General features: G+C 73.4%; 18 protein-coding genes. 5 read left to right on the top strand and 13 right to left on the bottom strand.

Translation table 11 applies throughout. The features are described from left to right. Positions 1-2 precede the first annotated feature (2 nt). Genes RFN52_RS35875 through RFN52_RS35885 form a run of 3 tightly spaced genes read right to left on the bottom strand, consistent with a single transcriptional unit; the run spans position 3 to position 1,586 of the window. Positions 3-770: a GvpL/GvpF family gas vesicle protein gene (locus RFN52_RS35875; protein ID WP_184852918.1), complete on the bottom strand. Its 768-nt coding sequence runs from the start codon at positions 768-770 to the stop codon at positions 3-5. Further along, positions 767-1,225, bottom strand: a complete 459-nt coding sequence (locus RFN52_RS35880) for a gas vesicle structural protein GvpA (protein ID WP_184852920.1) — start codon at positions 1,223-1,225, stop codon at positions 767-769. The genes RFN52_RS35875 and RFN52_RS35880 overlap by 4 nt, the downstream gene beginning before the upstream one ends. 37 nt (positions 1,226-1,262) lie before the next feature. Then, positions 1,263-1,586, bottom strand: coding sequence for a gas vesicle protein GvpO (locus tag RFN52_RS35885; RefSeq protein WP_184852923.1), 324 nt, complete (start codon positions 1,584-1,586; stop codon positions 1,263-1,265). A gap of 220 nt (positions 1,587-1,806) precedes the next feature. Between RFN52_RS35885 and RFN52_RS35890 the strand changes: the two genes are divergently transcribed. Both RFN52_RS35890 and RFN52_RS35895 read left to right on the top strand, forming a co-directional pair. After that, positions 1,807-2,574, top strand: a complete 768-nt coding sequence (locus RFN52_RS35890) for a GNAT family N-acetyltransferase (RefSeq protein ID WP_184852927.1) — start codon at positions 1,807-1,809, stop codon at positions 2,572-2,574. Further along, positions 2,574-3,389 (top strand): lysophospholipid acyltransferase family protein, encoded by an 816-nt coding sequence (locus RFN52_RS35895; protein ID WP_184852930.1) that lies wholly within the window; start codon positions 2,574-2,576, stop codon positions 3,387-3,389. The genes RFN52_RS35890 and RFN52_RS35895 overlap by 1 nt, the downstream gene beginning before the upstream one ends. A gap of 756 nt (positions 3,390-4,145) precedes the next feature. On the opposite strand, the gene RFN52_RS35900 is transcribed toward RFN52_RS35895, so the two are convergent. After that, positions 4,146-6,491, bottom strand: a complete 2,346-nt coding sequence (locus tag RFN52_RS35900) for an ATP-binding cassette domain-containing protein (RefSeq protein WP_184852933.1) — start codon at positions 6,489-6,491, stop codon at positions 4,146-4,148. A gap of 11 nt (positions 6,492-6,502) precedes the next feature. Beyond that, on the bottom strand, positions 6,503-7,489 hold the full coding sequence (locus RFN52_RS35905) for an LLM class flavin-dependent oxidoreductase (RefSeq protein ID WP_184852936.1): 987 nt from the start codon (positions 7,487-7,489) through the stop codon (positions 6,503-6,505). Positions 7,490-7,586: 97 nt separating this feature from the next. On the opposite strand from RFN52_RS35905, the gene RFN52_RS35910 reads away from it, so the two are divergent. Further along, positions 7,587-8,330, top strand: coding sequence for a nucleotidyltransferase domain-containing protein (locus RFN52_RS35910; RefSeq protein ID WP_268254220.1), 744 nt, complete (start codon positions 7,587-7,589; stop codon positions 8,328-8,330). On the opposite strand, the gene rpmF is transcribed toward RFN52_RS35910, so the two are convergent. From rpmF to RFN52_RS35925, 3 genes are all read right to left on the bottom strand, one after another. Beyond that, entirely contained in the window at positions 8,313-8,483 is a 171-nt protein-coding gene (rpmF, locus tag RFN52_RS35915) for a 50S ribosomal protein L32 (RefSeq protein ID WP_107454198.1), read from the bottom strand. The two genes, RFN52_RS35910 and rpmF, sit on opposite strands and share 18 nt — an antisense overlap. A gap of 104 nt (positions 8,484-8,587) precedes the next feature. Beyond that, positions 8,588-10,183, bottom strand: coding sequence for a sodium/solute symporter (locus RFN52_RS35920; RefSeq protein WP_184852942.1), 1,596 nt, complete (start codon positions 10,181-10,183; stop codon positions 8,588-8,590). Further along, positions 10,177-10,623, bottom strand: coding sequence for a DUF485 domain-containing protein (locus RFN52_RS35925; protein ID WP_184852946.1), 447 nt, complete (start codon positions 10,621-10,623; stop codon positions 10,177-10,179). Before RFN52_RS35925 ends, RFN52_RS35920 begins: the two co-directional genes overlap by 7 nt. Before the next feature lie 316 nt (positions 10,624-10,939). On the opposite strand from RFN52_RS35925, the gene RFN52_RS35930 reads away from it, so the two are divergent. Then, entirely contained in the window at positions 10,940-11,470 is a 531-nt protein-coding gene (locus tag RFN52_RS35930) for a phosphatase domain-containing protein (protein ID WP_184852949.1), read from the top strand. A 3-nt stretch (positions 11,471-11,473) separates the two neighbouring features. On the opposite strand, the gene RFN52_RS35935 is transcribed toward RFN52_RS35930, so the two are convergent. From RFN52_RS35935 to egtA, 5 genes are all read right to left on the bottom strand, one after another. Then, positions 11,474-11,689, bottom strand: a complete 216-nt coding sequence (locus tag RFN52_RS35935) for a dodecin (RefSeq protein ID WP_033307910.1) — start codon at positions 11,687-11,689, stop codon at positions 11,474-11,476. A gap of 128 nt (positions 11,690-11,817) precedes the next feature. Further along, the gene (gene egtD / locus RFN52_RS35940) at positions 11,818-12,780 is read right to left on the bottom strand and encodes an L-histidine N(alpha)-methyltransferase (RefSeq protein ID WP_184852952.1); all 963 of its coding nucleotides are present in this window, start codon (positions 12,778-12,780) and stop codon (positions 11,818-11,820) included. Next, positions 12,777-13,571 carry an ergothioneine biosynthesis protein EgtC gene (gene egtC, locus RFN52_RS35945; RefSeq protein ID WP_184852955.1) on the bottom strand — a complete coding sequence of 265 codons (795 nt, stop codon included), beginning with the start codon at positions 13,569-13,571 and terminating at the stop codon, positions 12,777-12,779. The genes egtD and egtC overlap by 4 nt, the downstream gene beginning before the upstream one ends. Beyond that, complete coding sequence (gene egtB / locus RFN52_RS35950; protein WP_184852958.1) at positions 13,571-14,908, bottom strand: ergothioneine biosynthesis protein EgtB; 1,338 nt, start codon at positions 14,906-14,908, stop codon at positions 13,571-13,573. The genes egtC and egtB overlap by 1 nt, the downstream gene beginning before the upstream one ends. Then, entirely contained in the window at positions 14,905-16,206 is a 1,302-nt protein-coding gene (gene egtA, locus RFN52_RS35955) for an ergothioneine biosynthesis glutamate--cysteine ligase EgtA (RefSeq protein ID WP_184852961.1), read from the bottom strand. The genes egtB and egtA overlap by 4 nt, the downstream gene beginning before the upstream one ends. 291 nt (positions 16,207-16,497) lie before the next feature. Between egtA and RFN52_RS35960 the strand changes: the two genes are divergently transcribed. Further along, positions 16,498-17,343: a TIGR02452 family protein gene (locus RFN52_RS35960; protein ID WP_184852965.1), complete on the top strand. Its 846-nt coding sequence runs from the start codon at positions 16,498-16,500 to the stop codon at positions 17,341-17,343. Positions 17,344-17,435 lie beyond the last annotated feature (92 nt).

The following is a 17,435-nucleotide window of genomic DNA, read 5'->3' on the forward strand; positions in this document are numbered from 1 at the left end:
GGTCACCGGCCGGCCGGGGTGGACGGCGCGTCCACGAAGCTGTAGCACGGCAGCGGCCCGGTCACACTGAGCGCCAGCCTGTCCCCGAAGTCGCGTGCCTGCGTGGCCACGGCCTGCCGGAAGCGCTGTTCGTCGGCGTGACGCACCAGGAACGACGTGCTGAGCACCTGCTCGTCGTCGACCGGCCCCGGCGCCGTGCGCACGGCGAGCGGGGCCAGCCGGGCCAGCACCTCCCGCGCCGCGCCCCGGGCCTCGCGCGCCACGCCTTTGGCGAGCGCCTCGCCCAGCCGCACGTTCGCCTCGTAGCCCGGGTGGCGCCGGGTGCGGCGGGCGAGCTCGCGCAGGGTGTCGTCCCGGTGCACGAGGTCGGCGAAGTACCCGGGCACGACGGAGCCCTTCACGTTCATCTCGACGCAGCCCCGCACCCCGTCGAGCTGGGCCGCCAAGTGGGCGCCTCCGGCACGCAGTTGATCGCACAGCGCCTCCGCGTCGGGAGTGAGGACGGCGAACCGCATGGGCAGCACCGGGCCCTGCCCGGCGAGTTCGCCGAGCACCGCCTGATGGGCCATCAGGTCGCGTCGCCGGGCCCGAACGGACGCGGGCGCGTCCGAGACCGCCGCGCACAGCCCGCCCTCGGTCAGGAGCCGCACCGTCGCACCGGCCACGCCGGGCGTGCGCGGGGGCCGGACGCCCGCCGGGGCGATGCCGTAGACGTACAGGGTGCCGAGTGTGCCGGCGGTGGTGAGGGCGGCGGTGGCCGTCACGGTCATTCCTCCTCGGCCTTGCGGCGCCGGGGCCGCGGGCGGTCGTCGTCACCGCGGCGCTTGCGTGCCGGCCGCGCGGCGGGCTCGGTGGGGGCCTCGTCGTCGCCCGCGTCGTCGTCCGGCGTGAGCACGTCGCGCACCTTGTCGGTCAGGGAGCGTCCGGCGCGTTTGGCGCCCGCCTTGCCGACGGTCCTGGCGACCGGTCCGCCGAACAGCTCGGGCACGGTCTTGGAGCGCGAGTCGTGCTCCAGGTCCAGCCGGTTGCACGCCTCCGCGAAACGCAGATAGGTGTCGACGCTGGCGACCACGATGCGCGCGTCGACCTTGAGGATCTCGATCCCGACCAGCGAGACGCGCACGAAGACGTCGATCACCATGCCGCGGTCGAGAATCAGCTCCAGCACGTCGTAGAGGGTGCCGGCGCGGGGCGCACAGACGATCTCGTCGCTGTAGACGGTCATGCGGCGGTCCTTCCGGTCAGTGGTTGCGACGGTCCGGTCACTGGTCCTGGGCGCCACGCCGGAAGCGCGCGACCCGGCGGTACTGCACCAGGTCGCCCGCCGCGTCCAGTTCCACCCGGTACGTCGCGAGCAGACTGGTGGTGTCGGGGATGCGTGCCAGTTCGAGCACGTCGACGTCGACGATCCAGCCGTCGTCCTCGCCGGGGCACACCGCGGACACCCCTTCGAGCCGGTGGCGGATCAGTTCCGTCAGTGCCTCGGCGGCGCGCCGGGCCGCCTCCCCGGCACCGCCTACGGTGCGCCGGCGCTTGGTGGACGGGGCAGCGCCCCTGCGTCGCTCGCCGGCTGCGGGTTCGGTCATGCAGCCCACTCTCGCCGCAGGAGCCGGTGGGCGCGTGTGCAGCTAGGCCATCCGGGCCGCGCCCGCGGGCGCGAGCCGTTCAACAACCTCACACCCGTTCTCTCTGCACATGACACGCGCAGGTCAGTCGGCATCGGAAGAACTGAGGCGCAGGACCGAACGACACCGCTCAGCGCCCCGCCCCCGCCTCGCCGAACCGGCCCGTGACCAGGAGAGAGCCATGACCGGCGTACTGACCGTCGACCGCCCCGCGCAGCCCGCGGCCCCCACCCGCTACACCGTCGCCCTCGCCCGGAACGAGGAGGACGTGCGTGCCGCCCAGCGGCTGCGGCACGACGTCTTCGCCGGGGAGATGGGAGCCCTGCTGGCCGGCCCGCAGCCGGGCCTCGACGCCGACGCGTTCGACGCGTACTGCGACCACCTGCTCGTCCGGGAGGAGACGACCGGCCAGGTCGTCGGCACCTACCGGCTGCTGCCGCCGGAGCGTGCCGCGGTCGCGGGGCGGCTGTACTCCGAGGGCGAGTTCGACCTGGCCGCCCTCGACGGGATCCGGCCGCAGCTCGTCGAGGTCGGCCGCTCCTGTGTGCACCCCGACCACCGCGACGGGGCCGTCATCAGCCTCATCTGGGCCGGCATCGCCCGCTACATGGTCGACCGCGGCCACGAGTGGCTCGCCGGCTGCTGCTCCGTCCCGCTCGCCGACGGCGGCACCCTGGCGTCCGCCACCTGGGACCGGGTGCGCGACAAGCACCTCTCGCCGGAGGAGTTCCGGGTGCGGCCGCTGCTGCCGTGGACGCCGGGTCCCGCGCCCGCCGCCCGCGTCGAACTGCCCGCCTTGCTGCGGGGCTACCTCCGCCTGGGTGCCTGGGTGTGCGGCGAACCGGCCCACGACCCGGACTTCGGCGTGGCCGATCTGTACGTGCTGCTGCCGATGAGCCGCGTCAACGCCCGGTACCTGCGCCACTTCCTCTCCCTCGTACCGGCCTGATGAGCGCCTGGCTGCCCACCGCGCCGTGCACGCCGCAGGCCTGCGTCGAGGCGCCGGCGGCCGTGCGGGCACGGACCGTGCCGCGGGCCGTGCTGCGGCTCACCGCGGTCCTCCTGCTCCTGCTCGCGGGGATCGCCCTGACGCCCCTCGGCGGGAGGATACCGGCGTCACTGGTCCGGCGGTGGTGCCGGTGGATCGTGCGGGCCGCGGGCGTCCGGGTCCGCATCACCGGCGCCGCAGCCCCCACCGGCGGACTGCTGCTGGTCGCCAACCACATCTCCTGGCTGGACATCCCGCTGCTCGCCGCCGTCCGACCCGCCCGGATGCTGGCCAAGACCGAGGTACGGCACTGGCCCGTCGCCGGTGCGCTGGCCGCCCGCGGCGGAACCCTGTTCATCGACCGGGACCGGCTGCGGGCCCTGCCCGACACGGTCGCCCGGATCGCCGGTGCCCTGCGCGAGGGCGCCGCGGTCGCGGCCTTCCCCGAGGGCAGCACCTGGTGCGGCCGGGCCCAGGGCACCTTCCGGAGGGCCGTCTTCCAGGCGGCCCTGGACGCCGGGGTGCCCGTCCAGCCGGTGCGGATCGGCTACCGGCTCAGCGGCGGCAGGGCCACCACGGCCCCCGCGTACGTCGGCGACGACACGCTGCTCGCCTCCCTGTGGCGGGTGGCGACGGCCCGCGGCCTGATCGCGGAGGTCGAGGTACGCAACCCCGTCCCGCCGTCCGCCGGCCCCGACCGCCGCACCCTCGCCCGCGCGGCCCAGCCGCCGGACACGACGGCACCGGCCTGGACGCACACGGTGCTGGTGGCGTAGGCGCGTCCGGGCCGGGTGGTGATCCGGCAGCGAAGGCGGCGCGTCCCGCCCCGCCGGTGGGTTCGGTCCGGTTGCGCGGTGCGTCCGGGCCGGCGCGGGCTTGCCGGGCCCCCGAGAGGTGGCCCGGCAGCCGGACGGGATACCCCCCGGCCGGCGGCAGCCGGTCGTCGGGGCGGGACGTCGGCAGCGGCGGCTGTGGGCGCGTGTGGGCGTACTTGCGTACCGACGCGCACGGTGTTGTTGGTGCGGGCGCGCCCGGGCCGGGCGGTGACCCGGCAGCGAAGGCGGTGCGTCCCGCCCCGGCCGGGTGGTGACCCGGCATCGGACGCGGTGCGTCCCGCCCCGCGGGTGGGTTCGATCCGGTTGCGCGGTGTGTCCGGGCCGGCGAGGGCTGCCGGCCCCCGAGAGGTGGCCTGGCAGCCGGACGGGATGCGGCCGGTGGCAGTCGGTCGCCGGGCGGGATGTCGGCAGCGGCGGCCCGTCTGCGTGGCTCGGCGTGAGCCGGTGTACTGCGTACCGACGCACTCGGTGCCGGCGGCGTAGGCCCGTCCCAGCCGGATGGCGCCCCGCATGGAATGCGGCCCGTCCCGGACGACGCGGGCCACCGGGCCCGGGACGCGCCCCGGCGCGCTGCGTCCACCGGGCCAGGGACGCGCCCCGGCGCGCTGCGTCCACCGGGCCCGGATGCCCGCAGCGCGCGTGCGCGTGTCGGCGTGGTGCCCACGAGGCGCCGCGCCGGCCCGCACCGGACGGGCCTCAGCGGCTCCCGGACCGTGTGCGTGCCAGGTAGGGGGCCGTCCGGCTCTCCGGTGAGCGGGCTACGTCTCGCGGTGGGCCCGCCGCCACGATGTGGCCGCCCGCGTCGCCGCCGCCGGGGCCGAGGTCGATCACCCAGTCCGCGCGTGCGACGACGGACATGTCGTGCTCGACGACGACCACGGTGTGCCCGGCGTCGACGAGACCGTGCAACTGGCGCATCAGGACGTCCACATCGGCCGGGTGGAGGCCGGTCGTGGGTTCGTCGAGGAGGTAGAGCGTGTGGCCCCGCCGGCCGCGCTGCATCTCGCTCGCCAGCTTGATGCGCTGGGCCTCGCCGCCGGAGAGCTCGGTCGCGGGCTGGCCCAGGCGGAGGTAGCCCAGGCCGACGTCGAGCAGGGAGGCCAGACTGCGGGCCACGGCCGGGGTGTCCGCGAAGAACTCCGCGGCGCTCTCCACCGTCAGATCCAGCACCTGCGCGATGGTCCGCCCCCGGTACGTCACCTCCAGCGTCTCCGGGTTGTAGCGGGCCCCGCCGCAGTCCGGGCAGGGCGCGTACGTGCTGGGCAGGAACAGCAGCTCCACGCTGACGAACCCCTCGCCCTGGCAGGTCTCGCAGCGCCCGCCGGCCACGTTGAAGGAGAACCGCCCGACGCCGAAACCGCGTTCGCGGGCCCCATCGGTGGCCGCGAACACCTTGCGTACGACGTCGAAGAGGCCCGTGTACGTCGCGAGGTTCGAGCGCGGCGTGCGGCCGATCGGCTTCTGGTCGACCGAGACCAGCCGGCCCACGCCCGCCGAGTCCTGCGTGATCTCGCCGATGAGCGTGGACTTGCCGGAGCCGGACACCCCGGTCACCGCGGTGAACACGCCGAGCGGGAACTCCGCTGTCACCCCGCGCAGGTTGTGCCGGGTGACCGGGCCGGTCTTCAGCCACCCGGTGGCCTCGCGCACGTCCCGGGCCGGGGCGGGGGAGCGGCCGAAGAGGTAGCGGGCCGTCGCCGATTCCTCGACACCCGCCAGCTCGGCCACGGGGCCGCTGTGCAGCACGCGCCCGCCGTGTTCGCCCGCTGCCGGCCCCACGTCGACCAGCCAGTCGGCGCCCCGCATGACGTCGAGGTGGTGCTCCACCACGAACACCGAGTTCCCCGACGCCTTCAGCCGCTCCAGCACCGTGAGCAGCGCCTCGGTGTCCGCCGGGTGGAGGCCCGCCGACGGCTCGTCGAGGACGTAGACGACCCCGAACAGCCCGGAGCGCAGCTGGGTGGCCAGGCGCAGGCGTTGCAGCTCGCCCGGGGAGAGGGTGGGGGCGGGCCGGTCGAGGCTGAGGTAGCCGAGGCCCAGCTCGACGACCGGCGCGATCCGGGACCGCAGGTCGTCGGTGAGGACCCGGGCGGCCTCCGAGGTCCCGTCGAGACCGGCGGCCAGTTCCGCCAGCGGCAGTGCCGCCAGCTCGGCGATGGTCCGGCCGCCGAACGTCACCGCCAGGGCCTCGGGGCGCAGCCGGCTGCCGCCGCACGCCGGGCAGGGCGCACTGGTGAGGAACCGCTCGGCCTTTGCCCGCAGGGCCTGGCTCTTGGAGTCCGAGAACGTCTTCATCACGTACCGGTGGGCGCTCATGTATGTGCCCTGGTAGGGCCGTTGGATGCGGTCGGCGTCCCGCACCGGATGCACGGTGACCACCGGCTGCTCGTCCGTGAACAGGATCCACTCCCGCTCGCCGGCGGGCAGCTCCCGCCACGGCCGGTCCACGTCGTGGCCGAGCGCGTCGAGGATGTCCCGGAGGTTCTTGCCCTGCCAGGCGCCCGGCCACGCGGCGATCGCCCCGTCGCGGATCGACAGCGAGGAGTCGGGAACCAGCAGCTCCTCGCTCGTCCGGTGCACCCGCCCCAGCCCGTGGCACTCCGGGCAGGCCCCCACCGCCGTGTTGGGCGAGAAGGCGTCGGAGTCGAGCCGCTCGGCGCCCGGCGGGTAGGTGCCGGCCCGGGAGAACAGCATCCGCAGGGAGTTGGAGAGGTTGGTGACCGTGCCGACGGAGGACCGAGAGGTGGGGGCGGCGCGGCGCTGCTGGAGCGACACGGCCGGCGGCAGACCGGTGATCTCCCCGACCTTCGGCGCGCCGACCTGGTGGATCAGCCGGCGCGCGTACGGCGCGACCGACTCGAAGTAGCGCCGCTGCGCCTCCGCGTAGATCGTGCCGAACGCCAGCGACGACTTCCCCGAGCCGGACACGCCGGTGAACACGGCCAGCACGTCCCGGGGGATGTCGACGTCGATGCCCTGGAGGTTGTGCTCGCGGGCTCCGCGGACACGGACGAACGGGTCATGGGGGTCGCGGTCGTGCATGGGAGACGACTCTAACCGGAGGTGATCGCGGCCAGCCGCCGGTAGGAGTCCAGCAGGGCCTCACGGTCGTACGTGCTGGTCGTGACCAGCACCTCCTGGGCGCCCGTCTCCTTCACCACCGTCTCCAGCTCGTGCGCCACCTGCTCCTCGGTCCCGGCGATGTGACCGGTCAGGCCCGACTCGTAGAAATCCCGCTCCTTGCCGGTCATCGTGAGGGCCTCCACGCGCTCGGCGGGCGGCAGCGGCGGGAAGGCGCCGCGGGTGCGGGAGCGGGCCATCGACCAAGCCTCGGGGATCAGCAGCCGCCGGGCCTCTTCGGGGGTGCCGGCCACGGCGATCGTGCCCGAGACGACGACGTAGGGCTCCGGGGCCCAGACGGAGGGACGGAAACGGTCGCGGTAGTGGTCGATGCCGCGCCGCATCTTCTCCCGGTTCCTGAGGTCGCCGATGACCATGGGAAGACCCGCGCGGGCGGCGATGCCGGCGCCCTCGCCCATGGCCAGGACGAACGGCGGCACGGTCAGGCCCTCGGCGGGGCGGGCGTGCACCCCGGTGGGGGAGGTGCCCCGGAACCAGCCGAGCAGCTCCGCGAGCTGGGACTCGAAGTCCTCGGCGTCGCCCTTGTCGCGGCCCAGGGCCCGGCGCACCCCGTCCGTGAACCCGACGGACCGGCCGAGGCCCATGTCGATCCGCCCGGGGAACAGCGACTCCAGCACCCCGAACTGCTCGGCCACGACCAGCGGCCGGTGGTTGGGCAGCATCACCCCGCCGGTACCGACCCGGATCGTCCGGGTGGCGCCCGCGACGGCGGCGGCCAGCACGGTCGGCGCGGAACCGGCCACCCCGGGCACGCCGTGGTGCTCCGAGACCCAGACCCGGTGGTAGCCGAGCCGCTCCAGCTCCTGCGCCAGCCGCACGGTGTCGCGCAGCGCCTCGGGGTGGGTGTGTCCCTCGCGGGTGCGGGAGCGGTCGAGGACGGACAGGCGCACGGGATCCATACCAGGTTCTACGCCGGGCGGGGCCGCCGGTATTCCATCGCCCCCGGCGATCACCGCCGGAAAACCGGGTGACCGCGTCCCGGCACGTCAGCACAATGTGCCGGTATCCAGAAGCGAAAGGCGGCCGACCGTGACCGTCCCCAACATCCTGCTCTCCGGCATCGTCGGATCGACCGCCTACGGTCTCGCCCGCCCGGGTTCGGACATCGACCGCCTCGGCCTCTTCGCCGCGCCCACCGAGGAACTGCACGGTCTGCGCCGGCCGAAGGAGTCGCACGTCAGCACGGCGCCGGACCGCACCCTGCACGAGGCCGCCAAGTGGTGCCGGCTGGCCCTCGGCGGCAACCCGACCGCGATGGAGCTGGTGTGGCTCCCCGACGACTTGTACGAGGTGCGCAGCCCGCTCGGCGACGAGCTCATCGGCATCCGTACGGCGTTCCTGAGTGCCAAGCGGGTCAGGGACGCCTATCTCGGCTACGCCACCCAGCAGTTCCGGCGGCTGGAGACACGCGGCGACGGCTCGTTCTCCGCCGACACCCGGGGGCGCACCGCGAAGCACGCCCGGCATCTGAAACGGCTGTGCGCGCAGGGCCTGGAGCTGTACACCACCGGGCGGCTGACGATCCGCGTCGAAGACCCGGACGCGTACCACGCCTTCGGCGAGCGCGTCGCAGCCGACCCGTCGGAGGCCCTGCCCCTGCTCAGGCACTACGAGGAGGCCTTCGGTGCAGGGCCCACGGTGCTGCCGGACGAACCCGACGAGGCACTGGTCGAAGGCTGGCTGCGCCGGGTCCGCGCGCACTTCCTCGCCGAGGCGGCGCACTCAGCCGTCGGGGCGTAGCAGCCCGCGCTCATAGGCCCTGACCAGGTTCTGCGGGACGAGGTGACGCACGCCGTCGACGGTGACGGGGACCAGGGTCGGCGTGACGGCCTTCCACTGGGCGCGGCGGTGACGGGTGTTGCTGCGGGACATCTTCCGCTTCGGGACAGCCATGGACTCCTCCTCGGTGGGGCGGGCACCGAGGACGCTACATGAAAATGGATCCCATTAACAATGTGCGTCCCCGGCGCCCGGCCGCCGCCGTCCCGGGATGCGGGTCAGTCGTCCGCGCCCACGAGCATCCGCACCTCGAACTCCTCGTGTGCGGAGGCCTCTTCGGCCGGCCCCTTGTCCAGCACCGTGCCCAGCCAGCCCAGGAGGAAGCCCACCGGGATGGAGACGATGCCGGGGTTCTGGAGCGGGAACCAGGCGAAGTCGGCCTCGGGGTAGAACGAGCCCGGAGCCGAGGAGACGACCGGGGAGAAGACGGCCAGCAGGACGGAGCAGAGCAGGCCGCCGTAGAGGCTGAGCAGGGCGCCCTTCGCGCTGAAGCGCCGCCAGAAGAGGGTGTAGATGATCGTCGGGAGGATCGCGGACGCGGCGATGGCGAAGGCCAGGAAGGCGAGCGTCGCGGTGTTCGCCCCCCAGGCGACGAGGGCCAGCAGAATACCGAGAACCCCGATGACCGCCCCGGACAGCCGGGCGACGGTCAGCTCCTCCGTCTCGGTCGCCCGGCCCTTGCGGATCACCTCGCTGTACAGGTCGTGCGCCAGGGAGGAAGCCGCGGCCAGGGTGAGGCCGACCGCCACGGCCAGCAGCGTCAGGTACGCCAGACAGGTCAGCAGCGCGGTCAGGACACTGCCGCCCAGCTCGTGGGCGAGCAGCAGGACGGAGGCGTTGCCGGTGCGGTCCGTGCTCTCGATGGTCTCCCGGCCGAGCAGCGCGGTGGCGCCGAGCCCCATGATGCCGGCCCCGAAACAGACCGCGCCGACCAGGCCGACGGCCCACAGCACGGAGGAGCGCAGCACGCCGCTGTTGCGCGGGGTGAGCAGCCGCATCAGCACGTGCGGCAGGGCGGCGAGGCCGAGCACGATGGCCAGTTCGAGGCTGAGGAAGTCCAGCTTGTTGCTGACGGTGCCGCCGTAGCGCAGCCCCGGTTCGAGGAAGCTCAGGCCCGAACCGCTGCGTTCGGACGCCCTCTCCAGCAGCGCGTTGGGGTTCCAGTCGAAGTGGTGCAGCACCCAGCCCGCGGTGAACAGCACGCCCACCACCAGCATCACGGCCTTGATGATCTGGATGACCGTAGCGCCGGGCATGCCGCCGAGGGAGGCGTAAAGGATCACGAAGGCGCCGATCACCACCACGCACAGAGTGCGGGTGCTGCCGCTCGGCACGCCGGTGAACTGGGTCAGCAGGGCCACACTGCCCACGAGTTGGGCCACCAGGTACAGCGTGGCGATGGCCAGGATGCAGACCGCCAGCGCGACCCGCACCGGCCGCTGCTGCCGCGGCAGGCGCAGCGCCACCGTGTCGCCGAGCGTGAACCTGCCCGTGCGGTGCAGGGGTTCGGCGATCAGCAGCAGCACCATCATCCAGGCGACGGTGGTCCCGCCGAGGTACATCAGCCCGTCGTACCCGGTCAGCGCGACCAGCCCGGTGCTGCCCAGCAGCGTGGCGGCGGAGAGGTAGTCGCCGCACATGGCGAGGCCGTTGCGCAGCGGCGACATGGCGCGGTTGCCGAGGTAGAACTCGCTGATCTCGTCGCGTTGAGGAGCCGTCAGCAGCGCCGTGAACAGGGTGATCACGACGACGGTCAGGAACAGGACGAACGTCAGCTGCAGGCTGCTGTCGTCGATGGCGGCGGCGCTCACCACGTGCGGAACCCCCTCGCTCCGTGCCGGAGCGGCTGCCCGGCCCCCTGCCGTGGCGCCGTCGTACGGGCGCGGCGGCTCTCCGTCTCGTGCAGCCGGGATTTCAGGCCGCGGGCGAGCGGATCGACCCGGGTGCGCATGTGCCGGACATAGCACCACGCGGTCACGCCCATGATGACGAACTGCCCAAGACCGAGGGTGAGTCCGACCGTCAGGCGGCCGAACAGCGGCTCGTTCATCACCGCGGGCACAAAACTCGACAGCAGTACATACAGCAGGAATCCACCGACGGACAGGACCGTCGCGCGGATGCCGAACCGGCGCTGCGCGCGACGCAGAGAGTGAAATTCAGGATGGTCGGATATACGAGACGGCGGAGTATGTTCGATGTGCGGAAGCGGGAATGTGGGAGTGTCATCCCGCCGCGGTGAATAGTCGGGCACAGGCGCACCTTCTTCGCTGCATCGTGCCCCGCACTCGACCCCGTCGGATCAGTGGACGCGTCCGGTTTTCGGGCAGGGGGGAGGGGTGCCGGACGCGCGGTGGGGGTGCGGGCTCTGTGGGGGGTTCGTGAATCCGGAAAACGGACTGCTCGGATTCACGCGGACGGCCTCGGGGTTCTGTGTGGAGATCCCCGACCAGCCTCGGCCGCGGGTGATGGCGAGGCTGAGAGCGGAGTATGTCAGTGCTGTCCTTGAGCCATCAACTGTGAGGGTGAATCGACTCACGTACATGGCTTGTTCACGTACGCTGTCTCAAATGCGCAGGGGGCGGCGACCCCTTACGCTGAGCGGCGTGAGCGACGACCGCAGCAAGGCCCCGCTGGCCGTGTTCGACCTGGACAACACCCTCGCCGACACCACGCACCGGCAGAGGTTCCTGGAACGCCGGCCGAAGGACTGGGACGGCTTCTTCTCGGCCGCGCCCCAGGACCCGCCGGTCCCGGAGGGCATCGCGCTGGTCCTGGAGAGCGCGCGGGAGTGCGAGATCGTCTACCTCACCGGGCGGCCCGAGCGCTGCCGGCGCGACACGCTGGACTGGCTCGCCGCCCAGGGGCTGCCCGAAGGGCGCGTGCACATGCGGCGGGACGCCGACCGGCGTCCCGCCCGGTTCACCAAGCTGGAGATCCTGCGTCGGCTCGCCCGCACCCGCGAGATCCGCGTCCTCGTGGACGACGACGAACTGGTCTGCGCGGACGCCCGGCGCGCGGGATTCACCGTCGTACGGGCCGACTGGGTGACCCGGTCCGCCGAGATGAAGGCGGCGCAGGAGCGCGAAGGGCGGACCTGAGCACTACTCCGACTCGTCGAGGCGGAAGCCCACCTTCAGCCCCACCTGCCAGTGCGCGATCTGCCCGTCCTCCAGCTGGCCGCGCACCTGCGTCACCTCGAACCAGTCCAGGTTGCGCAGCGTCTGCGAGGCCCGGTCGATGCCGTTGCGGATGGCCTGGTCGACGCCGTCCGGTGAGGTGCCGACGATCTCCGTGACCCGGTAGGTGTGGTTCGACATGCCGCTGCTCCTCTTCCCATGACGTTCCTGTGACGGGAGTGTCACGCGTCATTCCACCGTGCCCCAAGCGGCGGCGAAGCGCGAGACGTCGTCTCCCGCCGTCGCCGCCGCCCCCGGGTTCCCCGATGTCAGCGCGCCACGCTCAGCGACAGCGCGAACCGGCCCGGGCCGTCCGTCCACCAGTGGGCCAGCTCCAGCCCCGCCGCGGACAGTTCGGCGCGCACGCCCTCCTGCCGGAACTTCGCCGACACCTCGGTGCGCATCTCCTCACCCGCGGCGAAGTCGACGGCGAGATCGAGCGCCGGCACCTTCACCGTCTGCGCCGTACGGGCGCGAAGCCGCATCTCGATCCATTCGTGCTCCGTGTTCCACAGCGCCACATGGTCGAACGCGTCAGGCTCGAAGTCGGCGCCCAGCTCGCGGTTGATCACGGTCAGGACGTTCTTGTTGAACGCGGCCGTCACCCCGGCCGCGTCGTCGTACGCCCGGACCAGCACCTCCTCGTCCTTGACCAGGTCCGTCCCCAGCAGCAGGGCGTCGCCCGGGGCGAGCAGGGCGCGCACGGACGCCAGGAACGCGGCGCGTTCGGCGGGCAGCAGATTGCCGATCGTGCCACCCAGGAACGCCACCAGCCGGGGCCCCGGCGTGTCCGGCAGGGTCAGTTCCGCGGTGAAGTCGGCGATCAGCGCGTGCACGTCCAGGCCGGGCCGCTCGGCGGCGAGCGCCTGCCCGGCCTGGCTGAGGGCGCTCCCGCTGACGTCGACCGGGACGTAGGTGTGCAGATCCTGGAGGGCGTCGATCAGGTGCCGGGTCTTCTCCGAGGAGCCGGAGCCGAGCTCGACCAGGGTGCGCGCCCCCGTCGCCGCGGCGATGTCGCCGGAGCGCGCGAGGAGGATCTCCCGCTCCGCGCGGGTGGGGTAGTACTCGGGCAGTTCCGTGATCTTCTCGAACAGGTCGCTGCCGTGCGCGTCGTAGAACCACTTCGGCGGCAGGGTCTTGGGGCGGCCGGTGAGACCCCGGTGGACGTCGGCGCGCAGCGCGGCACCCGTGGTGTCCTCGGGCAGGGTGCGGGTGAGGTGGAACGGGCTCACGTACGGGGCTCCTTCGGCGAGGGGGAGGGCACGGAGGCGTCGGCCGGCTCCTTCAGCGGTGTGAGCAGCACGTCGGTGCGGCTCGCCGCGAGCAGAGTGCGGTCGGGGACCTCCCGCCAGTGCGGATCGTCGTCGTAGGGCTCGGAGGCCACGACGGTGCCGCCGCCGGGCCGGGTGAGGTACCAGAGGGTGTCGCCCCAGGCGGTGGCGGTGATGGTGTCGCCGTTGGTGAGGAGGAGGTTGAGCCGGGATCCGGGGGCCGCGGCGGCGACCTCCAGAACCGTGTCGGCCAGCGCCTGGCCCTCCTCGTCGCCGCTGCGCAGCCGCGCCAGCACCAGCGCCCACACGAGCGCCGAGTCGTTGCGGGCCTCCAGCGACAGCAGGTCCTCGTGCGGCAGCGTCCGGGACACCGTCGCCAGCGAACCGGGCCAGCCCCGCACCGCCCCGTTGTGGCTGAACAGCCAGGTCCCCGCCGCGAACGGGGCCGCCGCGGCCTCCGCGTCGGCGCCCGACAGGGTCGCGTCCCGCACAGCGGCGAGCAGCGCGGTGGACTTCACGACCCGGGCGAGGTCGGCGAACGACAGGTCCGCCCAGACGGGCCCGGCGCGGCGGTAGCGGGCCGGCACCGGGTCGCCTTCCGCGTACCAGCCGACACCGAAACCGTCGGCGTTGACCGTCCCGTACTGCTGGTGCCGGGGCGCCCACGACTGCCGGTACAGCCCGTGAGGGGGCTCCACGAGGAGCCGGCCCAGCGGTTCCCCGGGCCCCACGTACGCCACATGACGGCACATCAGACGTCCTCCGACCGGGCCGTGCGGAAGCCGGCGAAGATCTGCCGCCGGATCGGATAGTCCCAGTTGCGGAAGGTGCCCCGGCAGGCCACCGCGTCCACCGCGAACGAACCGCCGCGCAGCACCTTGTGGTCGGACCCGAAGAAGACCTCCGAGTACTCCTTGTACGGGAACGCCCTGAACCCCGGATAGGGCAGGAAATCGCTCGCCGTCCACTCCCACACGTCGCCGATCAACTGCCGTACGCCGAGCGGCGACTCGCCGGCCGGGTAGCTCCCGGCGGGCGCCGGACGCAGGTGCCGCTGGCCGAGGTTGGCGTGCTCGGGCCCCGGGTCCTCGTCGCCCCACGGGTAGCGCATCGAGCGGTCGCCGGCCGGGTCGTGCCGGGCCGCCTTCTCCCACTCGGCCTCCGTGGGCAGCCGGCGTCCCGCCCAGCGGGCGTAGGCGTCGGCCTCGTACCAGCACACGTGCAGCACCGGCTCGTCCGGCGGGACGACCTCGGTCACGCCGAACCGGCGCCTGAGGAACTGCTTACCGTCGCGCCGCCAGAACAGCGGGGCGTCGATGCCGTGCCTGCGGATGTGCGCCCAGCCCTCGGGTGCCCACCAGCGCGGGTCGTCGTAGCCGCCGTCCTCGATGAACGCCCGGTAGGCGCCGTTCGTCACCGGGGTGGTGTCGATGTGGAAGGGCGCCACCTCCCGCCGGTGCGCGGGGCGTTCGTTGTCCAGCGCCCACGGCTCACCGGAGGTGCCCATGGTGAACGGCCCGCCGGGGACGAGGACTTCGGCCGGTCCGGTGAACAGCGGCACCGGCTCCGGGTCCGGGGCGGTCAGGGCCTGGGGGCCCGTACGCAGCTGATGGGTGATCAGCATGGTCTCGTCGTGCTGCTGCTCGTGCTGGGCGATCATCCCGAAGGCGAACCCGGCCTCCGTCAGCCGCGTCCCGCGGAACGCGTGCCGCTCCAGCACGTCCAGTGCCCTTCCGCGCACGTCGGCCGCGTAGGTGCGGGCCTCGGCGGGCGACAGCAGGGGCAGCTTCGGCCGCTCGGCACGCGGGTGCTCGAAGGCGTCGTAGAGGCCGTCTATCTCCGGGCGTATCGCCTCGTGCCCGGCGACGGCCCGCAGCAGCCACTGCTCCTCCTGGTTGCCGATGTGCGCGAGGTCCCACACCAGCGGCGACATCAGCGGCGAGTGCTGCGCGGTCAGATCGGGGTCCTCCACGCAGCTCGTCAGCAGCGTGGTGCGGTCACGGGCCACGATCAGTGAGGCGACCGCCCGCTCGCGGAGCACCTCGGGGTCGACGGCCCGGGCGTCGACGGCGGGCTCGGTGTCGGTCATGGGCGGAAGTCCTTCCCGTGGGCGCGACCGTCCGTGCCGCGCTGTCGGTCGAGCAGGTCGTCGGCGGGGCAGCGGCCCAGGACGACATAGCGGTCGAGATGGGCCGTGACGGCCTCGATGACCTCGGGTGCGGCGCCGAGCCGGGGCAGGGCGTCCAGCGCGGTCGTGAAGCACGTGACGGCCACCTCGCGCAGTTCCGCGTCGGCCAGTCCGTTGCGAGCCGCGTCGAGCCACAGCGGGTTGTGCGGCGCGGGCAGTCCCAGCGTCCGCTCCGCCAGCGGTTTCACGGCCCGGTAGGCGGTCTCGGCGGCCTCCGGGTCGTCGAACAGCGCCGCCGTCACGGCGAGCGGCACGATCCAGCCGTCGTCCCCGGGCTGCGCGTCGATCATGCGCAGTTCGAGGTGGCCGCGCGGCCTGACCGGCGGGAACAGCGTGGTGACGTGGTAGTCGAGATCCTCCCGGGTGGGCGGCCGGGGAGCGCCCGTGCGGATCCAGTCCCGGAAGGTCAGCCCCTCGGGGACGTCCCAGGGCCCGCGGTCCCGGCGTACGCACATCACGGGGGAGTCCAGCACGTGCCGGGCCCAGGCGCCGCGCGGGTCGGTGTCCAGCCGCGGTCCGCCCGCCCGTCCGGCGCCGATCCGGGTCCACATCAGCTGCCGGGTGGACAGCCAGCCGGTCGGACGGTGCCCGGCGAGCGGCGAGTTGGCGAACGCGGCCACCAGGACCGCGCCCAGCTGGTGGGCCAGCCACCAGCGCCGCACCAGGCCGAGCGGCCCGGGCTCCTCGTGACCGGCGTCCAGGCACACCTGCACGGAGGCGGAGGTGCACATCATGGCGCGGCCGGCGGGGCCCGTGCGGTCCAGGCACGCCTCCATGGCGTCGTAGCGCGGTTGACGCAGGAACCTGCGGGGTTCGTGCCAGGGATCCTGGCCGAGGCCGACGAGGGCGAGGCCGTCGTCGCGCAGAACCGCCCGGACGGCGTCGAGGTCGGCGGAGACGGTACCGATGACTTCCGTCAGCGAGGCGGCGGGGGGCGAGCTCAGCTCCAGCTGGCCGCCGGGTTCCACGGTGAGCGCCGACCTCAGGGGCACGGTCCGCAGCGCGGCGTAGGCCGCTTCCAGGCGTTCGGGTGTGACGGGGAGCTGCGGTGCGCGCAACTCGTGGACGAGCCATTCCACCTCGACACCGAGGCGGCGTGGAGGGCCGGTCTTGAAGCAGATGCCGCGGACCAGAGCCTCGACCTCGGCTTCGGACATTGACGTGCGTGGCCGGGTACAGCCACTTACCGAATCGGACATGTCGGGATCCTCCTGAGATTCCACCATGCCACCGGTCCGGGCTCTTCGGCGGCCCGGGCCGGGATCACTCGTCCCACCCAAGACGCTCCTGTCGCTCGGCACAAGGGGGCGAACCGGGGCGTTCCCGGGCGGTTATCCGGCCCCCCTCCGTGTTTACAAGGACTTTCCCGGGCGTTCTCCGATGGCGAAAACTCTGTTGCCCCGACGATCCGGCATCACGCACCATGCCTGCGTGAGCACGACAAGAAGGGCCGCGCGGCACGCGGTCACGGCGCGTACGGGGGTGGCGCCGTGAGCGCGCGCCTGCGCGGTATCGCGCAGCAGACCGAGCAGATCGCCGCGGCCGGGTGCTACCGGGCGCCGGACGGGCGCAAGGTCTCGATCGCGGCGGAACTGCGCGCGGCGCGTGAGGGCACGCGCCTGTACGGGCCGGCACCGGTGCCGGTGTCCGCCGATCGGGTGACCGGGACGCGGGAGACGCTGCTGGAGGTCACGGGCGAGAGCAGCCTGGCCGCCGCCCGCAGGCTCGGCGGGCCCGTGGCCGTGCTGAACTTCGCCTCGGCCAGGAATCCGGGCGGCGGCTACCTGAACGGCGCCCAGGCCCAGGAGGAGGCCCTGTGCCGGGCCTCCGCGCTGTACACGTGCCTCCTGGAGGCCCGCGCCTTCTACGACCACCACCGGGCCCACCGCGACCCCTTCTACACGGACCGTGTCATCCACTCACCGGCCGTGCCCGTCTTCCGCGACGACCGGGGCGCCCTGCTGGCCGAGCCCTGGACCGCCGGCTTCCTGACCTCGCCCGCGCCCAACGCGGGCGTGGTGCTGCGCACGGCGCCCGAACGGGCCTGCGAACTGCCGCGGGCCCTCGCGGTGCGGGCCGAGCGCGTCCTGGAGACGGCCGCCGCCCACGGCTACCGCCGGCTCGTCCTCGGCGCCTGGGGCTGCGGGGTCTTCCGCAACGACCCCGCGCAGGTGGCCGGGGCGTTCCGGGCCCTGCTGGGGCCGGGCGGCCGGTTCGCCGGGACCTTCGAGCACGTCACGTTCGGAATCCTGGACCGGACGCGGGACCGTGCGGTGCTCGGTGCCTTCGAGAGGACCTTCAGCTCCAGCCGTAGCGTTCCCGCAGGCGGCGTCTGACCGTGAACCAGGCGCCCGTCGCCTGCCTTCCGCACCGGTCACGATGATCTCCCGGGCGTCCAGGTGCACACCACCGAGCCGACGAACTCGTC

The organism is Streptomyces collinus (assembly GCF_031348265.1).
Taxonomy (GTDB): Bacteria; Actinomycetota; Actinomycetes; order Streptomycetales; family Streptomycetaceae; genus Streptomyces; species Streptomyces collinus.

Coding starts and splice junctions, on each gene's coding strand:
- RFN52_RS35900 (WP_184852933.1), bottom strand. CDS start 6,491: ATGCACGACCGCGACCCCCATGACCCGTTCGTCCGTGTCCGCGGAGCC.
- RFN52_RS35895 (WP_184852930.1), top strand. CDS start 2,574: ATGAGCGCCTGGCTGCCCACCGCGCCGTGCACGCCGCAGGCCTGCGTC.
- RFN52_RS35885 (WP_184852923.1), bottom strand. CDS start 1,586: ATGACCGAACCCGCAGCCGGCGAGCGACGCAGGGGCGCTGCCCCGTCC.
- RFN52_RS35890 (WP_184852927.1), top strand. CDS start 1,807: ATGACCGGCGTACTGACCGTCGACCGCCCCGCGCAGCCCGCGGCCCCC.
- RFN52_RS35905 (WP_184852936.1), bottom strand. CDS start 7,489: ATGGATCCCGTGCGCCTGTCCGTCCTCGACCGCTCCCGCACCCGCGAG.
- RFN52_RS35935 (WP_033307910.1), bottom strand. CDS start 11,689: ATGTCGAACCACACCTACCGGGTCACGGAGATCGTCGGCACCTCACCG.
- RFN52_RS35930 (WP_184852949.1), top strand. CDS start 10,940: ATGCGCAGGGGGCGGCGACCCCTTACGCTGAGCGGCGTGAGCGACGAC.
- rpmF (WP_107454198.1), bottom strand. CDS start 8,483: ATGGCTGTCCCGAAGCGGAAGATGTCCCGCAGCAACACCCGTCACCGC.
- RFN52_RS35875 (WP_184852918.1), bottom strand. CDS start 770: ATGACCGTGACGGCCACCGCCGCCCTCACCACCGCCGGCACACTCGGC.
- egtA (WP_184852961.1), bottom strand. CDS start 16,206: ATGTCCGATTCGGTAAGTGGCTGTACCCGGCCACGCACGTCAATGTCC.
- RFN52_RS35880 (WP_184852920.1), bottom strand. CDS start 1,225: ATGACCGTCTACAGCGACGAGATCGTCTGTGCGCCCCGCGCCGGCACC.
- egtC (WP_184852955.1), bottom strand. CDS start 13,571: ATGTGCCGTCATGTGGCGTACGTGGGGCCCGGGGAACCGCTGGGCCGG.
- egtB (WP_184852958.1), bottom strand. CDS start 14,908: ATGACCGACACCGAGCCCGCCGTCGACGCCCGGGCCGTCGACCCCGAG.